Annotated in this window: 24 protein-coding genes; all 24 read right to left on the bottom strand. The window is 62.7% G+C overall.

Annotated features, from left to right (window positions below; translation table 11 throughout):
• Nucleotides 1-79: 79 nt before the first annotated feature.
• On the bottom strand, nt 80-442 hold the full coding sequence (gene rplR / locus J7654_RS12400; RefSeq protein WP_209736223.1) for a 50S ribosomal protein L18: 363 nt from the start codon (nt 440-442) through the stop codon (nt 80-82).
• 12 nt (nt 443-454) lie between these two features.
• A complete protein-coding gene (gene rplF / locus J7654_RS12395) occupies nt 455-988 on the bottom strand; it encodes a 50S ribosomal protein L6 (RefSeq protein ID WP_209736222.1) in 534 nt (177 codons plus the stop codon).
• A gap of 47 nt (nt 989-1035) precedes the next feature.
• Nucleotides 1036-1434, bottom strand: coding sequence for a 30S ribosomal protein S8 (gene rpsH, locus J7654_RS12390; protein ID WP_209736221.1), 399 nt, complete (start codon nt 1432-1434; stop codon nt 1036-1038).
• 12 nt (nt 1435-1446) lie between these two features.
• A complete protein-coding gene (gene rpsN / locus J7654_RS12385) occupies nt 1447-1752 on the bottom strand; it encodes a 30S ribosomal protein S14 (RefSeq protein ID WP_209736220.1) in 306 nt (101 codons plus the stop codon).
• 26 nt (nt 1753-1778) lie between these two features.
• Nucleotides 1779-2336 (bottom strand): 50S ribosomal protein L5, encoded by a 558-nt coding sequence (gene rplE, locus J7654_RS12380; protein WP_209736219.1) that lies wholly within the window; start codon nt 2334-2336, stop codon nt 1779-1781.
• A complete protein-coding gene (gene rplX, locus J7654_RS12375; RefSeq protein ID WP_209736218.1) occupies nt 2329-2652 on the bottom strand; it encodes a 50S ribosomal protein L24 in 324 nt (107 codons plus the stop codon). Before rplX ends, rplE begins: the two co-directional genes overlap by 8 nt.
• A gap of 12 nt (nt 2653-2664) precedes the next feature.
• Nucleotides 2665-3033: a 50S ribosomal protein L14 gene (gene rplN, locus J7654_RS12370; RefSeq protein WP_185985305.1), complete on the bottom strand. Its 369-nt coding sequence runs from the start codon at nt 3031-3033 to the stop codon at nt 2665-2667.
• 66 nt (nt 3034-3099) lie between these two features.
• Nucleotides 3100-3345: a 30S ribosomal protein S17 gene (gene rpsQ, locus J7654_RS12365; protein WP_185985304.1), complete on the bottom strand. Its 246-nt coding sequence runs from the start codon at nt 3343-3345 to the stop codon at nt 3100-3102.
• Between the two features lie 12 nt (nt 3346-3357).
• A complete protein-coding gene (gene rpmC / locus J7654_RS12360; protein ID WP_209736217.1) occupies nt 3358-3558 on the bottom strand; it encodes a 50S ribosomal protein L29 in 201 nt (66 codons plus the stop codon).
• A gap of 13 nt (nt 3559-3571) precedes the next feature.
• A complete protein-coding gene (rplP, locus tag J7654_RS12355; protein WP_209736216.1) occupies nt 3572-3985 on the bottom strand; it encodes a 50S ribosomal protein L16 in 414 nt (137 codons plus the stop codon).
• Nucleotides 3986-4009: 24 nt separating this feature from the next.
• Nucleotides 4010-4723 (bottom strand): 30S ribosomal protein S3, encoded by a 714-nt coding sequence (gene rpsC, locus J7654_RS12350; RefSeq protein ID WP_209736215.1) that lies wholly within the window; start codon nt 4721-4723, stop codon nt 4010-4012.
• Complete coding sequence (gene rplV / locus J7654_RS12345) at nt 4723-5109, bottom strand: 50S ribosomal protein L22 (protein WP_209736214.1); 387 nt, start codon at nt 5107-5109, stop codon at nt 4723-4725. The genes rpsC and rplV overlap by 1 nt, the downstream gene beginning before the upstream one ends.
• 1 nt (nt 5110) lies before the next feature.
• Nucleotides 5111-5389 carry a 30S ribosomal protein S19 gene (gene rpsS / locus J7654_RS12340; RefSeq protein WP_209736213.1) on the bottom strand — a complete coding sequence of 93 codons (279 nt, stop codon included), beginning with the start codon at nt 5387-5389 and terminating at the stop codon, nt 5111-5113.
• A 12-nt stretch (nt 5390-5401) separates the two neighbouring features.
• Nucleotides 5402-6238 carry a 50S ribosomal protein L2 gene (gene rplB, locus J7654_RS12335; protein WP_209736212.1) on the bottom strand — a complete coding sequence of 279 codons (837 nt, stop codon included), beginning with the start codon at nt 6236-6238 and terminating at the stop codon, nt 5402-5404.
• A 21-nt stretch (nt 6239-6259) separates the two neighbouring features.
• Complete coding sequence (locus J7654_RS12330; protein ID WP_209736211.1) at nt 6260-6553, bottom strand: 50S ribosomal protein L23; 294 nt, start codon at nt 6551-6553, stop codon at nt 6260-6262.
• Entirely contained in the window at nt 6550-7170 is a 621-nt protein-coding gene (gene rplD / locus J7654_RS12325) for a 50S ribosomal protein L4 (protein WP_209736210.1), read from the bottom strand. The genes J7654_RS12330 and rplD overlap by 4 nt, the downstream gene beginning before the upstream one ends.
• Nucleotides 7170-7892 (bottom strand): 50S ribosomal protein L3, encoded by a 723-nt coding sequence (gene rplC / locus J7654_RS12320; RefSeq protein WP_209736209.1) that lies wholly within the window; start codon nt 7890-7892, stop codon nt 7170-7172. The genes rplD and rplC overlap by 1 nt, the downstream gene beginning before the upstream one ends.
• A 25-nt stretch (nt 7893-7917) precedes the next feature.
• Nucleotides 7918-8226 (bottom strand): 30S ribosomal protein S10, encoded by a 309-nt coding sequence (gene rpsJ / locus J7654_RS12315; protein WP_006205468.1) that lies wholly within the window; start codon nt 8224-8226, stop codon nt 7918-7920.
• Between the two features lie 160 nt (nt 8227-8386).
• Nucleotides 8387-9562 carry an elongation factor Tu gene (tuf, locus tag J7654_RS12310; RefSeq protein ID WP_209736196.1) on the bottom strand — a complete coding sequence of 392 codons (1176 nt, stop codon included), beginning with the start codon at nt 9560-9562 and terminating at the stop codon, nt 8387-8389.
• 68 nt (nt 9563-9630) lie between these two features.
• Nucleotides 9631-11721 carry an elongation factor G gene (fusA, locus tag J7654_RS12305; RefSeq protein WP_209736208.1) on the bottom strand — a complete coding sequence of 697 codons (2091 nt, stop codon included), beginning with the start codon at nt 11719-11721 and terminating at the stop codon, nt 9631-9633.
• Nucleotides 11722-11751: 30 nt separating this feature from the next.
• Nucleotides 11752-12222, bottom strand: a complete 471-nt coding sequence (rpsG, locus tag J7654_RS12300) for a 30S ribosomal protein S7 (RefSeq protein WP_209736207.1) — start codon at nt 12220-12222, stop codon at nt 11752-11754.
• Nucleotides 12223-12265: 43 nt separating this feature from the next.
• Nucleotides 12266-12637, bottom strand: a complete 372-nt coding sequence (rpsL, locus tag J7654_RS12295) for a 30S ribosomal protein S12 (RefSeq protein WP_039192521.1) — start codon at nt 12635-12637, stop codon at nt 12266-12268.
• 371 nt (nt 12638-13008) lie between these two features.
• On the bottom strand, nt 13009-17208 hold the full coding sequence (rpoC, locus tag J7654_RS12290) for a DNA-directed RNA polymerase subunit beta' (RefSeq protein WP_209736206.1): 4200 nt from the start codon (nt 17206-17208) through the stop codon (nt 13009-13011).
• Between the two features lie 148 nt (nt 17209-17356).
• The gene (gene rpoB, locus J7654_RS12285) at nt 17357-21499 is read right to left on the bottom strand and encodes a DNA-directed RNA polymerase subunit beta (protein WP_209736205.1); all 4143 of its coding nucleotides are present in this window, start codon (nt 21497-21499) and stop codon (nt 17357-17359) included.
• Nucleotides 21500-21722: the final 223 nt, after the last annotated feature.

Raw genomic sequence — 21722 nt, 5'->3', positions numbered from 1 at the left:
ATGATCCGGCGAAGAGGAAAACCTCGCCGCCGGCCAATCATGCTGAAGACGGAATACGGCGCGCCGAGCGCCCTCCCCGTCAGAAGTTCAGGCCACCCTCGCGCGCAGCCTCGGCCAGCGCCTTGACGCGGCCGTGGTAGATAAAGGCGCCACGATCGAACACCACGTCCGTCACGCCGGCTTCCTTGGCACGCTCGGCTACGAGCTTGCCGACCGCAGCAGCCGCGGCCACATCCGCACCCGTCTTCAGATCGCCACGAAGCGCTGTATCGAGCGTAGAGGCCGCAGCCAGCGTCCGGCCCTCGACATCGTCAATGACCTGCACATAGATGTTCTTCGACGACCGGTGAACGGACAGGCGCGGACGCCCGTTCGCAACCTTCTTGATGGAACGGCGAACGCGAGAGGCGCGGCGCCGCAGAAGCTCTTTTTGAGTAGCCATGACCTACGTGCCTTACTTCTTCTTGCCTTCCTTGCGAACGATCCGTTCGCCGGCATACTTCACGCCCTTGCCCTTGTAAGGCTCCGGGCCTCGATATTCGCGGATTTCCGCAGCCACCTGGCCGACGCGCTGCTTGTCGATGCCCGAGATGACGATCTCCGTCGGCTTCGGAACCTGGATCTGGATGCCTTCGGGCACCGGATACAGAACATCGTGGCTGAACCCTAGCGCGAGCTGGAGGTTCTTGCCCTGCAGCGACGCCCGATAACCAACGCCGTTGATCTCGAGACGCTTCTCGAAGCCATCCTTCACCCCGGTCAGGATGTTGGCGATCATCGTGCGCGACATGCCCCATTTGGAGCGGGCCTCTTTCGAGGCGTCGCGCGGATCGACCTTGACCCCACCGTCTTCCATCTTGACCAGCACTTCGTCATTCACGACGAAGTTCAGTTCCCCCTTGGGGCCCTTGGCCTTGACAGTCTGGCCCTCGACGGACGCCGTCACGCCTGCGGGCACGGGAACCGGTTTCTTACCAATACGAGACATCGTACAACCTGTCCGTTCTTCTCGGGTTCAAAGTTCTCGATGCCGCGTCAGAAGACGCGGCAGAGAACCTCGCCGCCGACATTTTGTTCGCGGGCGCTATGGTCGGCCATGACACCCTTGGGCGTCGACAAAACCGAGATGCCGAGACCGTTCGCGACGTTCGGGATCGTCTTGGCCGAAACGTAGACGCGGCGGCCGGGCTTAGAGACACGGCTGATCTCACGGATCACCGGCTGGCCTTCGTAGTACTTGAGCTCGATGTTGAACTCGGCAGTGCCGTTCTCGAACGTCGTCTCGGTGTAGCCGCGAATGTAGCCCTCATCCTTGAGGACGTCGAGGACGCGGGCGCGCAGCTTGGAAGCAGGCGTTGCCACCGACCCCTTGTTGCGCATCGTCGCGTTGCGGATGCGGGTCAGCATGTCGCCCAGCGGATCGGACAGAGCCATGATCTTCTCTCCTTACCAGCTCGACTTCACGATACCAGGAATCTGGCCATTGTTGCCCAGGTCCCGGAGCGCAATACGGCTCATCTTCAGCTTGCGGTAATAGGCCCTCGGACGGCCCGTCACCTCGCAGCGGTTGCGCACGCGCACCTTCGACGAGTTGCGCGGCAGCTCGGCGAGCTGGAGCTGCGCACGGAAGCGATCTTCCATGCTCGCGCCCTGGTCCGTGGTGATCTTCTTCAGCGTATCGCGCTTGGCGGCATACTTGGCCACCAGCTTCTCGCGGCGCTTATTCTTCTCGACGGCGCTTTTCTTAGCCATATCGATCTTTTCCTTTTCGCCTGCCGTTACTGGCGGAACGGGAAGTTGAACGCCTTCAGAAGGGCGCGCGCTTCCTCGTCGGTCTTCGCCGTCGTACACACGATGATGTCCATGCCCCACATCTGATCAACCTTGTCGTAGTTGATCTCGGGGAAGACGATGTGTTCCTTGATGCCCATGGCAAAATTGCCGCGGCCATCGAAGCTCTTGGGGTTCAGCCCACGGAAATCGCGGACGCGCGGCAGAGCGATTTGGACGAGCCGGTCGACGAACTCGTACATCTTGTCCTTGCGCAGCGTTACCTTCGCGCCGATCGGCATTCCTTCGCGCACCTTGAACCCCGCGATGGAGTTACGGGCGTGCGTGATCACCGGCTTCTGACCGGCAATCCTCGCCAGGTCTTCTGCGGCCACGGAGGGCTTCTTGGAATCGCCGGTGGCTTCACCAACGCCCATGTTGATCACGATCTTCTCGATGCGCGGAATTTGCATATCGTTGGAGTAATTGAACTCCTCCGACATCTTCTTGCGGATCTCGTCGCGATAGACCGCCTTGAGACGCGGTTCGTAGGCGGCCTCAGCCATCGATCTGTTCTCCCGAACGCTTGGCGATGCGCACCTTCTTCGCGCTCTCACCCTCGCCGATCACCTTGAACCCGACGCGGGTCGGCTTGCCATCCTTCGGGTCGGCGACCGAAAGGTTCGACAGGTGAATCGGAGCTTCCTTGGAGACGATGCCCGCCTCCTGGCTCGCGCTCTGGCGCTGATGACGCTTAACCATGTTGACGCCGCGCACGAGCGCGCGATCGTCCTTCGGCATCACCTGAATGACCTCACCGGTGCGGCCCTTGTCCTTGCCGGCGAGCACGACGACATTGTCGCCCTTCTTGATCTTCTGCATGGGTCCGGTTCCTTACAGCACTTCCGGCGCCAGCGAAATGATCTTCATGTGGTTCTTGCCGCGAAGCTCGCGGGGAACCGGGCCGAAGATGCGGGTGCCGACCGGCTCTTTCTTGTTGTCGATCAGGACGGCGGCGTTGCGGTCGAACCGGATCACCGAACCATCGGCGCGGCGAATGTCCTTGGCGGTGCGAACCACCACGGCCTTCATCACGTCGCCCTTTTTCACGCGGCCGCGCGGGATGGCTTCCTTGATCGAAACGACGATGACGTCGCCGACCGAGGCATACTTCCGCTTCGAGCCGCCCAGCACCTTGATGCACATGACACGACGGGCGCCGGAGTTGTCCGCCACATCGAGGTTAGTCTGCATCTGAATCATGTCAGGCCGCCTTCACATTGCGATCCGGGCCGCGCCTATCAATCGGCGCCTGCCCGGCGGAGTTCTTCAGTTGGACGCCGCCTCGTTGGCGACGACGGTCCAGGTCTTGTCCTTCGAGATCGGCCGGGTCTCCTCGATGGAAACGATATCGCCGACCTTGTACTGATTGGTTTCGTCGTGCGCCTTGTACTTCTTCGACCGGCGCACGGTCTTCTTGAACAGCGGGTGCGTGAAGCGGCGCTCCACGAGCACGACCACCGTCTTGTCATTCTTGTCGGAGACCACAGTCCCCTGCAAAACGCGTTTGGGCATGGTTCTCTACCTTCAGGCCTTGTTCTCGGCCGACTTCTGACGGGCGATGGTCTTGATCCGCGCGATATCGCGACGGATTTCCTTCACGCGCGCCGTATTCTCGAGCTGACCCGTCGCACGCTGAAAGCGCAGGTTGAACTGCTCCTTCTTGAGCGCGCCGAGTTGATCGTTCAGTTCGTCGCTCGACTTGGTCCTGACGTCAGACGCTTTCATCTTGGCTTACCCCTTATTCGGCGATGCGCTGGATGAAGCGCGTGCGGATCGGAAGCTTGGCCGCACCAAGGCGCAACGCCTCGCGGGCCACATCCTCCGCCACGCCGTCGATCTCGAACATGATACGACCCGGAGCGACGCGAGCCGCCCAGTATTCCACGGCACCCTTGCCCTTACCCATGCGAACTTCAGTGGGCTTGGCCGTGACCGGCAGGTCCGGGAAAATCCGAATCCACACGCGGCCCTGGCGCTTCATCTGGCGCGTGATCGCGCGGCGGGCCGCCTCGATCTGACGCGCGGTAACGCGCTCGGGCTCAAGCGCCTTCAGCCCGAAGGTGCCGAAACTGAGGGACGATCCGCCCTTGGACGCGCCATGGATGCGACCCTTGAACGCCTTGCGGAACTTCGTGCGCTTTGGCTGCAACATCTCGTTCTACTCCGAAACCTTTGGTCAGGCGTGCTCGCGCTCGCGGCGACGGCTCGAGCCGCCCGATGCGTCGCCCTCGACCGCACGACGCTCCGACGCCATCGGGTCATGCTCGAGGATCTCGCCCTTGAAGATCCAGACCTTGACGCCGCACACACCATAGGCAGTGTGGGCCTCGGCCGTGCCGTAATCGACATCCGCGCGCAGCGTGTGCAGCGGAACGCGCCCCTCACGGTACCATTCCATACGGGCAATCTCGGCACCGCCGAGACGACCAGCACAGTTGATGCGGATCCCTTCCGCGCCAAGACGCATCGCAGACTGAACGGCGCGCTTCATGGCGCGCCGGAACGCGACGCGACGCTCTAGCTGCTGGGCGATCGACTGCGCGACGAGCGTCGCATCCGTCTCGGGCTTGCGCACCTCAACGATATTGATGTGCGTCTCGGCATTGGTCATCGCCGTCAGCTTCTTGCGAAGCTTCTCGATGTCCGCGCCCTTCTTGCCGATGACGATACCCGGGCGGGCCGAGTGGATCGTGACGCGGCACTTCTTATGGGGGCGTTCGATGACGATCTTGGAGACTGCCGCCTGCTTCAGCTCGCCAAGCAGGCAGCGGCGGATCGCCAGATCCTCGTGAAGGAGCTTGCCGTACTCGCCTGTGTTGGCGAACCAGCGCGAATCCCACGTGCGGTTGATTCCGAGCCGGAAGCCGGTCGGGTTGATCTTCTGACCCATTACGCGGCCTCCTCTTCAGCCACTTCGCGCACGACGATCGTCAGGTGCGAGAAGGGCTTCTCGACCCGGCTCGCACGACCGCGGCCACGGGCATGGAAACGCTTCATCGTGATCGACTTGCCGACATAGGCCTCGGCCACAACCAGCGCGTCGACGTCGAGATCATGGTTGTTCTCGGCGTTCGCGATGGCGCTTTCCAGCGTCTTCTTCACCGTCTCCGCGATGCGCTTGCGCGAGAAGGTCAGATCGGCAAGCGCCGTATCGACCTTCTTGCCGCGTATCATCTGCGCGACGAGGTTCAATTTCTGCGGGCTGACACGGATCGTCCGGGCGACTGCTCTCGCCTCGTTGTCCTTCAGTCCGCGCTCGGCCTTGGCCTTGCCCATGTTACTTCCTCTTCGCCTTCTTGTCGGCGCCGTGGCCGTAATAGGTGCGGGTCGGCGAGAACTCACCGAACTTGTGGCCGACCATGTCTTCGGAAACCGAGACCGGAATGTGCTTCGAGCCGTTATAGACGCCGAAGGTCAAACCGACAAACTGAGGCAGGATCGTGGAGCGACGGCTCCAGATCTTGATCACTTCGTTGCGGCCACCGGAGCGAACCTTGTCTGCCTTCTTCAGAAGGTAGCCATCAACGAACGGACCCTTCCAGACGGAACGTGTCATAGGAAACTACCCTTACTTCTTGCGCTGGTGGCGCGAGCGCATGATGAACTTGTCGGTAGACTTGTTCGAGCGCGTGCGCTTGCCCTTGGTCGGCTTGCCCCAGGGCGAGACAGGATGGCGGCCACCGGACGTCCGGCCTTCACCACCGCCGTGCGGATGGTCGACCGGGTTCATCGCGACACCGCGAACATGCGGGCGGCGGCCGAGCCATACCGAGCGGCCGGCCTTACCGAGATTGATGTTGCCGTGGTCCGGGTTGGACACCGCCCCGACCGTGGCAAAGCATGATCCCGGCACCAGACGCTGCTCGCCCGAGTTCAAGCGAAGGATCGCCATTCCCGCATCGCGGCCGACAAGCTGCGCGTAGGCGCCGGCGGAGCGAGCGATCTGCCCCCCCTTCTCCGGCTTCATCTCCACATTGTGGATGATGGTACCGACCGGCATCGAGGAAAGCGGCATGGCATTGCCGGGCTTCACGTCGATGTTCGAGGCGCTCGACAGGACCTTGTCACCGGCAGCGAGACGCTGCGGCGCCAGGATGTAGGCGAACTCCCCATCCTCGTAACGGATAAGAGCGATGAAGGCCGTGCGGTTCGGATCGTACTCAAGACGCTCCACCGTCCCGACAACGTCCAACTTGCGACGCTTGAAGTCGATGATGCGATAGGTCCGCTTGTGACCCCCGCCCTGGTAGCGCGCCGTGATCCGACCGGTGTTGTTGCGTCCGCCCTTCTGCGTCAGGCCCTCGGTCAACTGCTTGACCGGCTTCCCCTTCCACAGACCCGAACGGTCAACGATGACGAGCTGGCGAAGGCTCGGTGTGACCGGTTTGAAGTTTTTCAATGCCATGATCTAATCCTCGCCCTGCCCTTAGAGCCCGGTCGAGACGTCGATGCTCTGGCCTTCGGCCAGCGTCACGATCGCCTTCTTCTGGTCGCTCTGGCGGCCCGGACGGCCCCGGAAACGCTTGACCTTGCCCTTGCGGACAAGCGTGTTGACGGCCTTCACCTTCACGCCGAAAAGCGCTTCCACCGCGGCCTTGATGGCCGGCTTGGTGGCGGTGTGCGGCACGTTGAACACAACCTGGTTATTCTCGGAAGCCATCGTCGACTTCTCGGTCACGACCGGGCTGGTGATGACGTCGTAATGACGAAGATCGGTCATTTGAAGCGCTCCTCGAGAGCCTCGACCGCGGCCTTCGACAAGACCAGCGTCTGGCGACGGAGAATGTCATAGACGTTGATGCCCTGGACAGGCAGCACGTCGATGTGCGGAATGTTGCGGGCCGAACGCGCGAAATTCGCCTCGAGCTCGGCCCCACCGATCACCAATGCGTTCGTCAGGCCGAGCCCGGAAAACTGCTTGATGGTCACCTTCGTCTTGCCGTCCTGCGAAGTCAGCTCGTCGATTACGAGCAGCCCGCCGGACTGTGCCTTGGCCGACAGCGCATGACGCAGTGCAAGCGCACGAACCTTCTTCGGAAGATCGTGGTCGTGGCTGCGCGACACTGGCCCGTGGGCCTTGCCGCCGCCGCGGAACTGCGGAGCGCGAGCCGAGCCGTGGCGTGCGCGGCCCGTGCCCTTCTGCTTGTAAAGCTTGGCACCGGTGCGCGCGATCTCGGCGCGGCCTAGCGTCTGATGCGTGCCCTGCTGGCGCTTGGCCAACTGGTAACGCACCATGCGCTGCAGGATGTCCTCACGCGGCTCGAGACCGAAGATCTCGTCGGCGAGCGTTACCTGTCCGGCATCCTTGCCGTCGAGGGATTTGATCGTGATGTCCATTACTCGGCTCCCTCGGAAGCGCTGGCCGTCTCAGTGCCGTTGTTGGCGGCCTGACGCAGAGCGGCGGGCCTGGGCGCGTTGTCCGGCAGCGCCGCCTTCACGGCGTCGCGAACATAGATCCAGCCACCCTTCGAGCCCGGAACCGCGCCGCGAACGAGGATCAGGCCCTTGTCCGCATCGGTACGCACGATCTCAAGATTCTGCGTGGTCACGCGAGTCTGGCCCATGTGACCGGCCATCTTCTTGTTCTTGAAGACCTTACCCGGGTCCTGGCGCTGACCGGTCGAACCGTGCGAACGGTGCGAGACGGAGACGCCGTGGGTCGCGCGCAGGCCGCCGAAATTATGGCGCTTCATGGCGCCGGCGAAGCCCTTGCCAATTGAAGTGCCCGTCACGTCGACCAGCTGACCCGCGACGAAATGGTCCGCAGTGATCTCGGCGCCCACCTCAACGAGGTTGTCCTCGCTGACACGGAACTCCGCGACCTTCTTCTTCGGCTCGACGGAAGCCTGGGCGAACACGCCGCGCATCGCCTTAGAGACATTCTTGACCTTGGCCAGACCGACGCCGAGCTGGACGGCAGTATAGCCGTTCTTCTCCTGGGTCCGCTGACCGACCACCTGCAGGTTCTCGACCTTCAGGACCGTGACCGGAACATGCTCGCCGGCGTCGTTATAGACGCGGGTCATGCCGACCTTCTGTGCAATCACACCTGCACGCATGGGCGTTATCCTTCCCGTGCTCGGATCAGAGCTTGATCTCGACGTCGACGCCGGCGGCGAGGTCGAGTTTCATGAGCGCATCGACTGTCTGGGGGGTCGGGTCGACAATGTCGAGCAGGCGCTTGTGGGTGCGCATCTCGAACTGCTCGCGCGACTTCTTGTCGACGTGCGGCGAGCGGTTGACCGTGAACTTCTCGATCCGGGTCGGCAGCGGGATAGGCCCGCGCACATTGGCACCGGTCCGCTTCGCCGTCGAGACGATCTCCCGCGTCGAAGCGTCGAGGACCCGATGATCGAACGCCTTCAGGCGGATGCGGATATTCTGGCCGTTCATTGCATTCGTCCTCTCGTCGGAGCTGCCGGGGAGCGGCGCTTTCCGAGCGCTTAAACAGTCTTCAGCCGTTCAAACGGATCGCCAGAAGGCGACCCAACCGCCCCTACTCGGGGCTCGGCTTCGCGCGGCGGCTGTCGCCGCACGAAGCTCTTCGCCCAATTTACTCGACGATGGTCGAGACGATGCCGGCGCCGACGGTGCGGCCGCCCTCACGGATGGCGAAGCGAAGCTTCTCTTCCATCGCGATCGGAACGATCAGCGTCACGTCCATCGTCACGTTGTCGCCCGGCATCACCATCTCGGTGCCCTCGGGAAGCGTCACCACACCCGTCACGTCCGTCGTCCGGAAGTAGAACTGAGGACGGTAGTTCGTGAAGAACGGCGTGTGCCGGCCGCCCTCCTCCTTCGTCAGGATGTACGCCTCGGCCTTGAACTTCGTGTGCGGCTTCACAGAACCCGGCTTGCAAAGAACCTGGCCCCGCTCGACACCCTCGCGGTCCACGCCGCGGATCAGCGCGCCGATATTGTCGCCCGCCTGTCCCTGGTCCAGGAGCTTGCGGAACATCTCAACGCCCGTCACCGTCGTCTTCTTCGAGTCGCGGATCCCCACGATCTCCACTTCCTCGCCGACCTTCACGATCCCGCGCTCCACGCGGCCCGTCACAACCGTGCCGCGGCCGGAGATCGAGAACACGTCCTCGATCGGCATCAGGAACGGCTGGTCGACAGGGCGCTCCGGCGTCGGAATGTAGGCGTCAACCTCTTCCATCAGCTTGCGGACCGCGTCCTCGCCGATCTCCTTGTTGGAGTCCTCCAGAGCCGCAAGCGCAGACCCCTTCACGATCGGAATGTCGTCGCCCGGGAAGTCGTAGCTCGACAGAAGCTCGCGAACCTCCAGCTCCACCAACTCCAGAAGCTCCGGATCGTCGACCTGGTCCACCTTGTTCAAAAACACGACGATCGCAGGAACGCCAACCTGACGCGCCAGAAGAATGTGCTCCCGCGTCTGCGGCATCGGGCCGTCCGCCGCCGAGCAAACCAGGATCGCACCGTCCATCTGCGCCGCGCCCGTGATCATGTTCTTCACGTAGTCCGCGTGCCCCGGGCAGTCCACATGCGCGTAGTGACGGTTCGCCGTCTCATACTCAACATGCGCCGTCGAAATCGTGATCCCCCGCGCCTTCTCCTCAGGCGCCGCGTCAATCTGGTCGTACGCTCGGAACTCCCCGAAGTACTTCGTGATCGCAGCCGTCAATGACGTCTTCCCATGATCAACGTGACCGATCGTCCCAATGTTCACATGCGGCTTGTTGCGCTCGAATTTCGATTTGGCCATCGTGGCTCTCCGTTCAATTCTTGTTGGCCGTTTCGGCCGTCAGGGCTTTCAGCCTTCGCGAAACCGCGTCAGGCGTACTTCTTCTGGATTTCGTCCGCGACCTGGTTCGGTACCTGCTCGTAGTGATCGAACTGCATCGTGTACTGAGCGCGGCCCTGGCTCATTGAGCGCAGAGTGTTCACGTAGCCAAACATATTGGCCAGCGGAACCATCGCGTTCACCACGGTAGCGATGCCTCGGGCTTCAGTGCCCTGAATCTGGCCGCGCCGCGAGTTCAGGTCGCCGATGACGTCGCCGACATAATCCTCAGGCGTCACGACTTCGACCTTCATGATCGGCTCGAGCAGCTTGGGGCCGGCCTTCTGAATGGCCTCGCGGAAACCGGCGCGGGCGGCGATCTCGAAAGCCAGAACCGAGGAGTCGACGTCGTGGTAAGCACCGTCGATGAGCTCGGCCTTGATGTCCACCATCGGGAAACCCGCCAGCGGACCCGAGGTCAGGACCGACTGAATGCCCTTCTGCACGCCCGGAATATATTCCTTCGGCACAGCACCGCCGATGATCTTGGACTCGAAGGCAAAGCCCTCACCGATCTCGGCAGGCGCGAAGACCATCTTGACGCGAGCGAACTGGCCCGTACCACCGGTCTGCTTCTTGTGCGTGTAATCCACCTCGGCCTGGCGCGTGATCGTCTCGCGGTAGGCCACCTGCGGCGCGCCGATATTCGCCTCGACCTTGAACTCGCGCTTCATGCGATCGACGAGAATGTCGAGATGAAGCTCGCCCATGCCGGCAATGATCGTCTGGCCGGATTCTTCATCCGTCTTGACGCGGAAAGAAGGATCCTCGGCGGCAAGACGATTGAGCGCCAGGCCCATCTTCTCCTGGTCGCCCTTCGTCTTCGGCTCGATCGCGATCTCGATGACCGGATCGGGGAACTCCATGCGCTCCAGGATCACGGGCTTCAGCGGATCGCAGAGCGTGTCGCCCGTGGTCACTTCCTTAAGGCCGGCCAGAGCGACGATGTCGCCGGCGAAAGCCTCCTCAATGTCCTCACGCGAGTTGGAGTGCATCTGGAGCATACGGCCCAGACGCTCCTTCTTGTCCTTCACCGTGTTCTGAAGCGCAGTGCCCTTGGACACCTTGCCCGAATAGATGCGGCAGAAGGTGAGCGAGCCGACGAACGGATCGTTCATGATTTTGAAGGCAAGCATCGAAAGCGGCTCGTCATCGGACGAATGACGAACGGTCTCAGTCTCCGTCTTAGGATCGATACCCTTGATGGCCGGGACCTCGACGGGCGACGGCAGGAAATCCACGACCGCGTCGAGGAGCGGCTGCACGCCCTTGTTCTTGAAGGCCGAACCGCACAGGACCGGCGTGAACCAGACGTCGCAGGTGCCCTTGCGGATCAGGCGACGCAGTTCGTCGTTCGATGGCATCTCACCTTCGAGATACTTCTCCATCGCGGCCTCGTCGACCTCGACGGCGGCCTCGATCATCAGCTCGCGATATTCTTCGGCCTGCGCCTTCAGCTCCTCCGGGATCTCGACGACATCCCACTGCGCGCCGAGCGTCTCGTCGCGCCAGATCAGCGCCTTCATCTCGATCAGATCGACAAGGCCCTTGAACTCGCTCTCGGCACCGACCGGGATCTGAACGACAACCGGACGAGCACCGAGACGCGTCTTGATCATATCGACGCAGCGGAAGAAGTCCGCGCCCGTCTTGTCCATCTTGTTGACGAAGATCATGCGCGGGACATGATACTTGTCCGCCTGACGCCAGACGGTTTCAGTCTGCGGCTCGACACCGGCATTGGCGTCGAGCAGCGCGATGGCGCCATCGAGAACGCGAAGAGAACGCTCGACTTCGATGGTGAAGTCGACGTGACCCGGCGTGTCGATGATGTTGAAGCGACGCTTCTTGCCGTCACGGCCTTCCCAGAACGTGGTGGTCGCAGCGGACGTGATCGTGATGCCGCGCTCCTGCTCCTGCTCCATCCAGTCCATCGTTGCGGCGCCGTCATGGACTTCGCCGATCTTGTGCGACTTGCCGGTGTAGAAGAGAATCCGCTCGGTGGTCGTGGTCTTACCGGCATCGATGTGGGCCATGATGCCGAAATTGCGGTAGTCTTCGATCTTGTATTCGCGGGCCATGGGGCGTCGCCTTTCGATCTAGCGGTCCGTTTACCAGCGGTAGTGCGAGAAGGCGCGGTTCGCTTCCGCCATGCGGTGCGTGTCTTCGCGCTTCTTCACGGCCGAACCACGGTTGTTCGCCGCGTCCATGAGCTCACCCGAAAGGCGATCGACCATGGTCGTTTCATTCCGGTTGCGAGCCGCCGAAATCAGCCAGCGGATCGCCAGAGCCTGGCGGCGCTCGGGACGCACGTCGACAGGGACCTGATAGGTCGCACCGCCGACGCGACGCGACCGGACCTCAACATGAGGAGCGACGTTGTCGAGCGCCTGATGGAACATCGCCACCGCATCCTGGCGGCTCTTGTCGTGCATGACATCGAAGGCGCCGTAGACGATACGCTCGGCGACCGACTTCTTACCATCGTACATGATGGCGTTCATGAACTTGGTAACGACGAGATCGCCGAACTTCGGGTCCGGGTTGATCTCACGCTTTTCGGCAGAATGGCGACGGGACATCGGTCAGGTCTCTTTTCGTCTCGGGCGGTACGGAACGGGGCGCTTACTTAGGACGCTTGGCGCCGTACTTCGAACGGCGCTGCTTGCGATCCTTGACACCCTGCGTATCCAGCACGCCGCGAATGATATGGTAACGCACACCCGGAAGGTCCTTCACGCGGCCGCCGCGGATCATCACCACGGAGTGCTCCTGAAGATTATGCCCCTCACCCGGGATATAGCCGATGACCTCGAAGCCATTGACGAGACGAACCTTGGCCACCTTGCGGAGCGCCGAGTTCGGCTTCTTCGGGGTCGTCGTATAGACGCGTGTGCAAACACCGCGCTTCTGCGGGTTGGCCTGGAGAGCCGGAACCGTATTGCGCTCCGTCGGACGAACGCGAGGCTTGCGGATCAACTGGTTGATGGTCGGCATCCCAACCTTCCCTTTTCTTTCAGAACTGGCTCGAAACAAAACACTCCACACCCGCCATATCCCGCGAGGGACATGCGCGAAACCGGGCATGAGACCCGCCTTTTCAGCGGACTGCCCGGTTGAATGCAGAGGATCGGGTTAGCGATCGTGCGACCAGCGATAAGCGTCTCGTTGAACGAAGCCTTGTTTGAACCCGCTGCCTCCCGAGCATGGCGCTCTTCAGGGAGATTCGGCTTCACATCGGCTCTGTTGGGCGGTGTTTAACGATTCCCGCTCCACCCGTCAACCCCGCGTCGCTCTGCCGACAACCCATGGGCTCAATGAAAAGGGCCGCACGAGGCGGCCCTTTTCGAACGTCGCGATCGAGACGTCTACTCGGCCGCGTCGTTCAACGAGGTCAGCATACGGTCCGCGTCGGCCGCGTTGGAAGCCTTGCGGCGGTCGTCGAGGATCAGGTCATCGCGGCTCGTCGCGATGCGGCGGACCTGCGTCATCATTCCGCCCGTACCGGCCGGGATCAGACGGCCGACGATGACGTTCTCCTTCAGCCCCTGCAACGTATCCATCTTGCCGGCCACTGCCGCCTCGGTAAGGACGCGCGTGGTCTCCTGGAAGGAGGCCGCCGAGATGAAGGACGGGGTCTGCAGCGAGGCCTTGGTGATGCCCAGAAGAACCGGGTTGCCGGACGCCGGCTTCTTGCCTTCGTCCACCAGCTTCTCGTTCAGCTCCGCCAGCTCGATCCGGTCGACATGATCGCCCGGAATATAGCCGGAATCGCCGGACTCCACGATCTCGACCTTCTGCAGCATCTGCCGGACGATCACCTCGATGTGCTTGTCGTTGATAAGCACGCCCTGGAGGCGATAGACCTCCTGGATCTCGTTCACCAGATACGAGGCCAGCGCTTCGACGCCCCGGATGGCCAGGATGTCATGCGGCGCGGGGTTGCCATCCAGGATGTAGTCACCCTTCTCGATGACGTCGCCTTCCTGAAGATGGAACGGCTTGCCCTTCGGGATCAGGTACTCCACCGGCTCCACGCCGTCCCCATGCGGCTCGATGACGATCCGCCGCTTGTTCTTGTAGTCGCGGCCGAAACGGATGGTGCCGTCGATCTCGGCGATGACCGCGTTGTCCTTGGGGCGACGCGCCTCGAAGAGTTCGGCGACCCGCGGCAGACCACCGGTGATGTCCTTGGTCTTCGCGCTTTCCATCGGAATACGCGAAAGAACGTCGCCAGCCTTCACCTTCGAACCCGGCTCGACGGACAGGATGGCGTCCACCGACAGGAGGTAGCGGGCATCCGAACCACGCGCGAGCTTGTGGATCGTACCGTCGTCCTTGCGGATGACCATGGCCGGCTTGAGGTCCGAGCCGCGCGGGTTGGCGCGCCAATCGATGACCTGGCGCTTGGTGATACCCGTCGACTCGTCCGCCTGCTCCAGAACCGAGAGGCCCTCGACCAGATCCTCGAACTCAACCGTGCCCTCGACTTCCGTCAGGACCGGACGCGTGTAGGGATCCCACTCCGCGATACGCTGCCCCCGACGAACCTGATCCCCATCGTCGACGAAGATGCGGCTGCCGTAGGTGACGCGATGCGAAGCCCGCTCCTTGCCCGCCTGATCGAGGATCAGGATGGCCATGTTGCGGCCCATGGCAACAAGACGGCCCTCAGAATCGCGCACAACGTTGCGGTTCCGAATCTGGACCGTGCCTTCATAGGACGCTTCTAGGAACGAGCTGTCGACCACCTGCGCCGTGCCGCCCATGTGGAACGTGCGCATGGTGAGCTGCGTGCCCGGCTCGCCGATCGACTGCGCCGCGATGACGCCAACGGCCTCGCCCATGTTGACGGGCGTGCCACGAGCCAGATCGCGTCCGTAGCAGACGGCGCAGATGCCGGTGCGCACCTCGCAGGTGAGTGCCGAGCGAATCTTGACCGACTGCACGCCAGCCTTCTCGATGATCTCGACGTCCTTCTCCTCGACCGTGCGACCACCCTCGACGAGAACATCACCCGTCAACGGATGCACGATGTCCTCCAGCGCCGTCCGGCCAAGGATGCGCTGGCCGAGCGTGGCAACGACCTGGCCGGCATCAACGATGGGCTGCATCGTCAGGCCGTTCGGGGTGCCGCAATCAGTCTGCGTGATGATGCAGTCCTGCGCCACGTCAACCAGACGGCGGGTCAGATAGCCGGAGTTGGCCGTCTTCAGCGCCGTGTCGGCCAGACCCTTGCGGGCACCGTGGGTGGAGTTGAAGTACTCCAGCACGGTCAGGCCTTCCTTGAAGTTCGAGATGATCGGCGTCTCGATGATCTCGCCAGAGGGCTTGGTCATCAGGCCGCGCATTGCCGCGAGCTGGCGCATCTGAGTGGGCGAGCCACGCGCGCCGGAGTGCGACATCATGTAGATCGAGTTCATCGGCTTCTGACGGCCGGTCTCGGCGTCGAACTCGACCGCCTTGATGCGGCCCATCATCTCGTCGGCGATCTTGTCCGTGCACTTGGCCCAGGCATCGACCACCTTGTTGTACTTCTCGCCCTGGGTGATCAGGCCATCATTGTACTGCTGCTCGTATTCCTTAGCGAGCGCCTGCGTCTCACCGATCAGCTTCGGCTTGGTGTCAGGGATGACCATGTCATCTTTGCCGAAGGAGATGCCGGCGGTGCAGGCGTGGCGGAAGCCGAGCTGCATGATGCGGTCGCAGAAGATCACCGTGTCCTTCTGACCGCAATGGCGGTAGACAGTGTCGATCATCTTCGAGATGTTCTTCTTCGTCATCAGATCGTTGGCGATGTCGAAGGAGATCTTGTGCGTCTTCGGCAGAAGCTGGCCGATGAGCATGCGGCCGGGCGTCGTCTCGTAGATCTTCGAGGTCACGTTGCCGTTCTCGTCGATCGAGCGGACGCGGCCCTTGATCTTGGTGTGCAGCGTCACGGACTTGGTGAAGAGGGCCTGCTCCATCTCTCCGATATCCGAGAAGGCCATGCCCTGCCCCGGCTCGTTCTCATTCATGATCGAGAGGTAGTAGAGCCCGAGCACCATGTCCTGCGACGGCACGATGATCGGCGCGCCGTTCGCGGGATGCAGGATGTTGTTCGTCGACATCATCAGGACGCGCGCTTCGAGCTGCGCCTCGATGGACAACGGCACGTGCACCGCCATCTGGTCGCCGTCGAAGTCCGCGTTGAAGGCCGTGCAGACCAACGGGTGAAGCTGGATCGCCTTGCCCTCGATCAGCACCGGCTCGAATGCCTGGATGCCGAGGCGGTGAAGCGTCGGCGCGCGGTTCAGGAGAACCGGATGCTCGCGGATAACCTCGTCGAGGATGTCCCAGACTTCCGGGCGCTCCTTCTCGACCAGCTTCTTGGCCTGCTTGACCGTGGACGAGTAGCCCTTGGCATCCAGGCGCGCGTAGATGAACGGCTTGAACAGCTCCAGCGCCATCTTCTTGGGCAGGCCGCACTGGTGAAGCTTCAATTCCGGGCCGGTCACGATGACCGAACGGCCGGAATAATCGACGCGCTTGCCGAGCAGGTTCTGGCGGAAGCGGCCCTGCTTGCCCTTGAGCATGTCCGAGAGCGACTTCAGAGGACGCTTGTTGGCGCCCGTGATGACGCGGCCGCGGCGCCCGTTGTCGAACAGCGCGTCCACCGCCTCCTGAAGCATGCGCTTCTCATTGCGGATGATGATGCCCGGCGCGCGCAGCTCGATCAGCCGCTTGAGACGGTTGTTGCGGTTGATGACGCGGCGATAGAGATCGTTAAGGTCCGAGGTCGCGAAGCGTCCCCCATCCAGCGGGACGAGCGGGCGCAGGTCCGGCGGGATCACCGGAACGACGCTCATGATCATCCATTCCGGCTTGTTGCCGGACTCCAGGAAGTTCTCGACGATCTTGAGACGCTTCATGAGCTTTTTGGTCTTCAGCTCGGACGTCGTCGTCGCGAGCTCGGACCGCAGGTCGCCGGCGATCTTCTCCAGATCCATGGAGCGCAACAGCTCCTGGATCGCCTCCGCGCCGATCAGCGCGGTGAAGCTGTCTTCACCGTACTCCTCGGTCGCGATGATGTACTCCTCCTCCGTCAGGAGCTGGTGCTCCTTCAGGGCGGTGAGGCCGGGCTCGGTCACGATGTAGTTCTCGAAGTAGAGAACGCGCTCGATGTCCTTGAGGGTCATGTCGAGCAGGGTGCCGATGCGGCTGGGCAGCGACTTCAGGAACCAGATATGCGCCACCGGCGCCGCCAGTTCGATATGCCCCATACGCTCGCGGCGAACGCGAGAAAGCGTGACCTCCACGCCGCACTTTTCGCAGATGATGCCCTTGTACTTCATCCGCTTGTACTTGCCGCACAGGCATTCGTAGTCCTTGATCGGACCAAAAATGCGCGCGCAGAAGAGGCCGTCACGCTCGGGCTTGAACGTGCGGTAGTTGATCGTCTCCGGCTTCTTGATCTCGCCGAACGACCAGGAAAGGATCTTCTCGGGGCTCGCGAGCGAAATCCGGATGGAATCGAACGTCTGAGCCTGCACCTGAGGATTGAAGAGATTCATGACCTCTTGATTCATGGTGCTTTCTCCTTCTGGGGCATCCGCCCCGCGATGCGGAAGGACGAGCCTTCCCGCAAAATCCAAAACCGCGAAACCTTAGCCGGCGCCGCACCCGAAAGCGCAGCGCCGGAAGTGTCGCCCAACAGAGCGACCGTTCTATGTCCGCCTATTCGGCCGCGTCCGGCAGGCCTTCCAGCGAAGCCGCCAGATCGGCCACCGAGTTGGACAGGTCCACGTCGAGGCCCAGCGAGCGCATTTCCTTCACGAGAACGTTGAAGCTCTCGGGAATGCCAGACTCGAAGGCGTCGTCGCCGCGCACGATGGACTCGTACACCTTGGTGCGGCCCGCCACGTCGTCCGACTTCACCGTCAGCATCTCCTGCAACGTGTAGGCGGCGCCGTAGGCCTCAAGTGCCCACACCTCCATCTCGCCGAAGCGCTGGCCGCCGAACTGCGCCTTGCCGCCCAGCGGCTGCTGGGTGACGAGCGAGTAGGGGCCGATCGAGCGGGCGTGGATCTTGTCATCCACCAGATGGTGCAGCTTCAGCATGTAGATGTAGCCGACCGTCACCTGGCGGTCGAAGGCCTCGCCGGTGCGCCCGTCATATAGCGTCACCTGCCCGGAACCGTTGAGCCCCGCCTTCTCCAGCATCTCGACGATGTCGTGCTCCACGGCGCCGTCGAAGACCGGCGTCGCAATGGAAACGCCGCGCTTCATCTGCCGTGCGAGGGTCAGGACGCTCTCGTCGTCGTAGTCCTTCACCTTCTCGTTGCGGTCGCTGTCGCCCAGAAGCCCGGCGATCTCCTGACGCAGAGGGTCCACGTCCAGAGACTGCTGGTAAGCCTCCAGCATCTGGCCGATCTTCTTGCCCATGCCCGCGCAGGCCCAGCCGAGATGTGTCTCGAGGATCTGACCGACATTCATGCGCGAAGGCACGCCGAGCGGGTTGAGCACGATATCGACATGCGTACCGTCCTCGTTGAACGGCATGTCCTCCACCGGCACGATCCGCGAAACGACGCCCTTGTTGCCATGACGGCCGGCCATCTTGTCGCCCGGCTGAATCTTGCGCTTCACGGCGACGAAGACCTTCACCTGCTTCATGACGCCGGGGGGCAGTTCGTCGCCGCGCTGCACCTTCTCGACCTTGTCCATGAAGCGCTGCTCCAGCGTCTTCTTGGACTCGTCATAGACAGACCGCAGCGCCTCGATCTCGCCCTGCAGCTTCTCGTCCTCGACCGCGAACATCCACCACTGCGAGCGGGGATACTCTGTCATGACCTCCGGCGAGAGCGCGGCGCCCTTCTTGAAGCTCTTCGGCCCGGCGATGGCCGCCTTGCCGTTCAGCATCTCCACGAGGCGACCGTAGACGTTGCGATCCAGGATCGCCTGCTCGTCGTCGCGGTCCTTGGCGAGGCGCTCGATCTCCTCACGCTCGATCGCCATCGCGCGCTCGTCCTTCTCCACGCCGTGGCGGTTGAAGACGCGCACTTCGACGACTGTGCCGTAAGTGCCGGGAGGCATGCGGTTGGACGTGTCACGAACGTCGGAGGCCTTCTCGCCGAAGATGGCGCGCAGGAGTTTCTCCTCCGGCGTCATCGGGCTTTCGCCCTTCGGCGTGATCTTGCCGACCAGGATGTCGCCCGGCTGCACCTCGGCGCCGATATAGACGATGCCCGCCTCGTCGAGGTTCTTCAGCGCCTCTTCCGAAACGTTCGGGATGTCGCGCGTGATCTCCTCGGGGCCGAGCTTGGTGTCGCGCGCCATGACCTCGAACTCCTCGATATGGATCGAGGTGAAGACGTCGTCGGCGACGATGCGCTCCGACAAGAGGATCGAATCCTCGTAGTTGTAGCCGTTCCACGGCATGAACGCGACGAGCACGTTGCGGCCGAGCGCCAGATCGCCGAGGTCCGTGGACGGGCCATCGGCAATGATGTCGCCCTTGCGCACCCTGTCGCCCACCGCCACCAGCGGACGCTGGTTGATGCAGGTGTTCTGGTTGGAGCGCTGGAACTTCATCAGCCGGTAGATGTCAACGCCCGAGCGGCCGGATTCCAAATCCTCCGTCGCACGGATGACGATACGGGTCGCATCCACCTGATCAACGATGCCGGTGCGGCGCGCGCCGATGGCCGCGCCCGAGTCACGGGCCACGATCGGCTCCATGCCCGTGCCAACGAACGGCGCCTCGGCGCGAACGAGCGGCACGGCCTGGCGCTGCATGTTCGAGCCCATGAGTGCGCGGTTCGCGTCGTCGTTCTCCAGGAACGGGATCAACGCGGCGGCCACCGACACGAGCTGCTTGGGCGAGACGTCCATCAGGTCGACATTCTCGCGCGGCGTCATGAAGACGTCGCCCGAATGGCGGCAGACGACCAGCTCTTCCTCGAAGGTCATGTCGTCCTTCAGGATGGCGTTGGCCTGAGCGACGTGATGCTTGGCCTCCTCCATCGCGGAGAGATAGACCACATCGTGCGTGACCTTGCCGTCCACAACGCGGCGGTACGGACTTTCGATGAAGCCATACTTGTTGACGCGCGCGAAGGTCGCGAGCGAGTTGATCAGGCCGATATTGGGGCCTTCCGGCGTCTCGATCGGGCAGATGCGGCCGTAATGCGTCGGGTGCACGTCGCGCACCTCGAAGCCGGCGCGCTCGCGCGTCAGGCCGCCGGGGCCAAGTGCCGAGAGACGACGCTTGTGCGTGATCTCCGACAGCGGGTTGGTCTGGTCCATGAACTGCGAAAGCTGCGAGGAGCCGAAGAACTCGCGCACGGCCGCCGCGGCAGGCTTGGCGTTGATCAGGTCTTGCGGCATGACCGTGTCGATCTCGACGGAGGACATGCGCTCCTTGATCGCCCGCTCCATGCGCAGAAGGCCGACGCGGTACTGGTTCTCCATCAGCTCGCCGACCGAGCGCACCCGGCGATTGCCGAGATTGTCGATGTCGTCGATCTCACCCTTGCCGTCGCGCAGGTCGACCAGCGTCTTGACGACCGCAAGGATGTCCTCCTTGCGCAGCACGCGAACGGTGTCCTCGGCCGAGACGTCGAGGCGCATGTTCATCTTCACGCGGCCCACGGCCGAGAGGTCGTAGCGCTCCGCGTCGAAGAAGAGCGACTGGAACATCGCCTCGGCGGTTTCCATCGTGGGCGGCTCGCCCGGACGCATCACGCGGTAAATGTCGAACAGCGCGTCCTGCCGGCTTTCGTTCTTGTCGGCCGCCAGCGTGTTGCGGATATAAGCGCCCACGGTCACGTGGTCGATGTCGAGCACCGAGATCTGCTCGTGTCCCGCGTCGATCAGGACCTTGAGCGTCTTCTCGTCGATCTCGTCGCCTGCTTCGAGATAGACCTCGCCCGTCGCGTAGTCGACGATGTCCTCGGCCAGGTAATTGCCGTAAAGGTCCTCCTCGCTCGCGCGAAGCGCCTTGACGCCCTTCTCCTTCATCTGCCTGGCCTGGCGAGCGGTGACCTTCTTGCCCGCCTCGACGAGCACTTCGCCGGTGTCGGCGTCGATCAGGTCGGCCGTCGCGCTCTGGCCGCGCACGCGCTCCACAGAGAACGGCACGCGCCAGCCATTCTTGTCCTTCTCGAACATCACGATGTCGTAGAAGGTCGACAGAATCTCCTCGCCGTCCATGCCCAGCGCCATCAGGAGCGAGGTCACCGGAATCTTGCGGCGGCGGTCGATACGCGCGAACACGATGTCCTTGGCGTCGAACTCGATGTCGAGCCAGGATCCGCGATAAGGGATCACGCGCGCGGCGAAGAGCAGCTTGCCGCTGGAATGCGACTTGCCCTTGTCATGGTCGAAGAACACGCCCGGCGAACGGTGCATCTGCGAGACGATGACGCGCTCGGTGCCGTTGACGATGAAGGTGCCGTTGGACGTCATGAGCGGCATGTCGCCCATGTAGACGTCCTGCTCCTTGATGTCCTTGATCGACTTCGCGCCCGTATCCTCGTCGACATCGAACACGATGAGGCGCAGCGTCACCTTCAGCGGCGCCGCGAAGGTCAGGTCGCGCTGCCGGCATTCATCGACGTCGAACTTCGGCGCCTCGAACTCGTACTTGACGAATTCGAGCATCGAATGGCCCGCGAAATCGGAAATGGGGAAGACGGAGCGGAAGACGGACTGAAGCCCCTCGTCCGCACGCCCGCCTTCCGGCTCGTCGACCATCAGGAACTGGTCATAGGAGGCCTTCTGGACCTCGATCAGGTTCGGCATTTCGGCCACTTCGGGGATGGACCCGAAGAACTTGCGCACCCGCCTGCGACCGCTAAACGTCGTCACTTGAGACATCGTCGCTCCTTCATCTCGACATCGCCCTTGACCAGAGGGCCGAAATTCCGTCTCCCTTTCGGAAGACCACCCGAACCGGCTGTCGCCGGTTCAAGTCTCAGGCCGTTCGCTCCCGCGTCCGGTCCGTGTCTCCACAGCGCCCGCCCGGGCGATCTGGAGAAACGCACGCTCCCGCTTCGCGAAATGCACCGGGCAGACCAAGCCGCCCGATGCGAGCACGAAT

It is taken from the genome of Aureimonas populi, from assembly GCF_017815515.1.
GTDB lineage: Bacteria > Pseudomonadota > Alphaproteobacteria > Rhizobiales > Rhizobiaceae > Aureimonas > Aureimonas populi.
The sequence above is the reverse complement of the archived record's forward strand: the minus strand, read 5'-3'. Positions and strand labels throughout refer to the sequence as shown.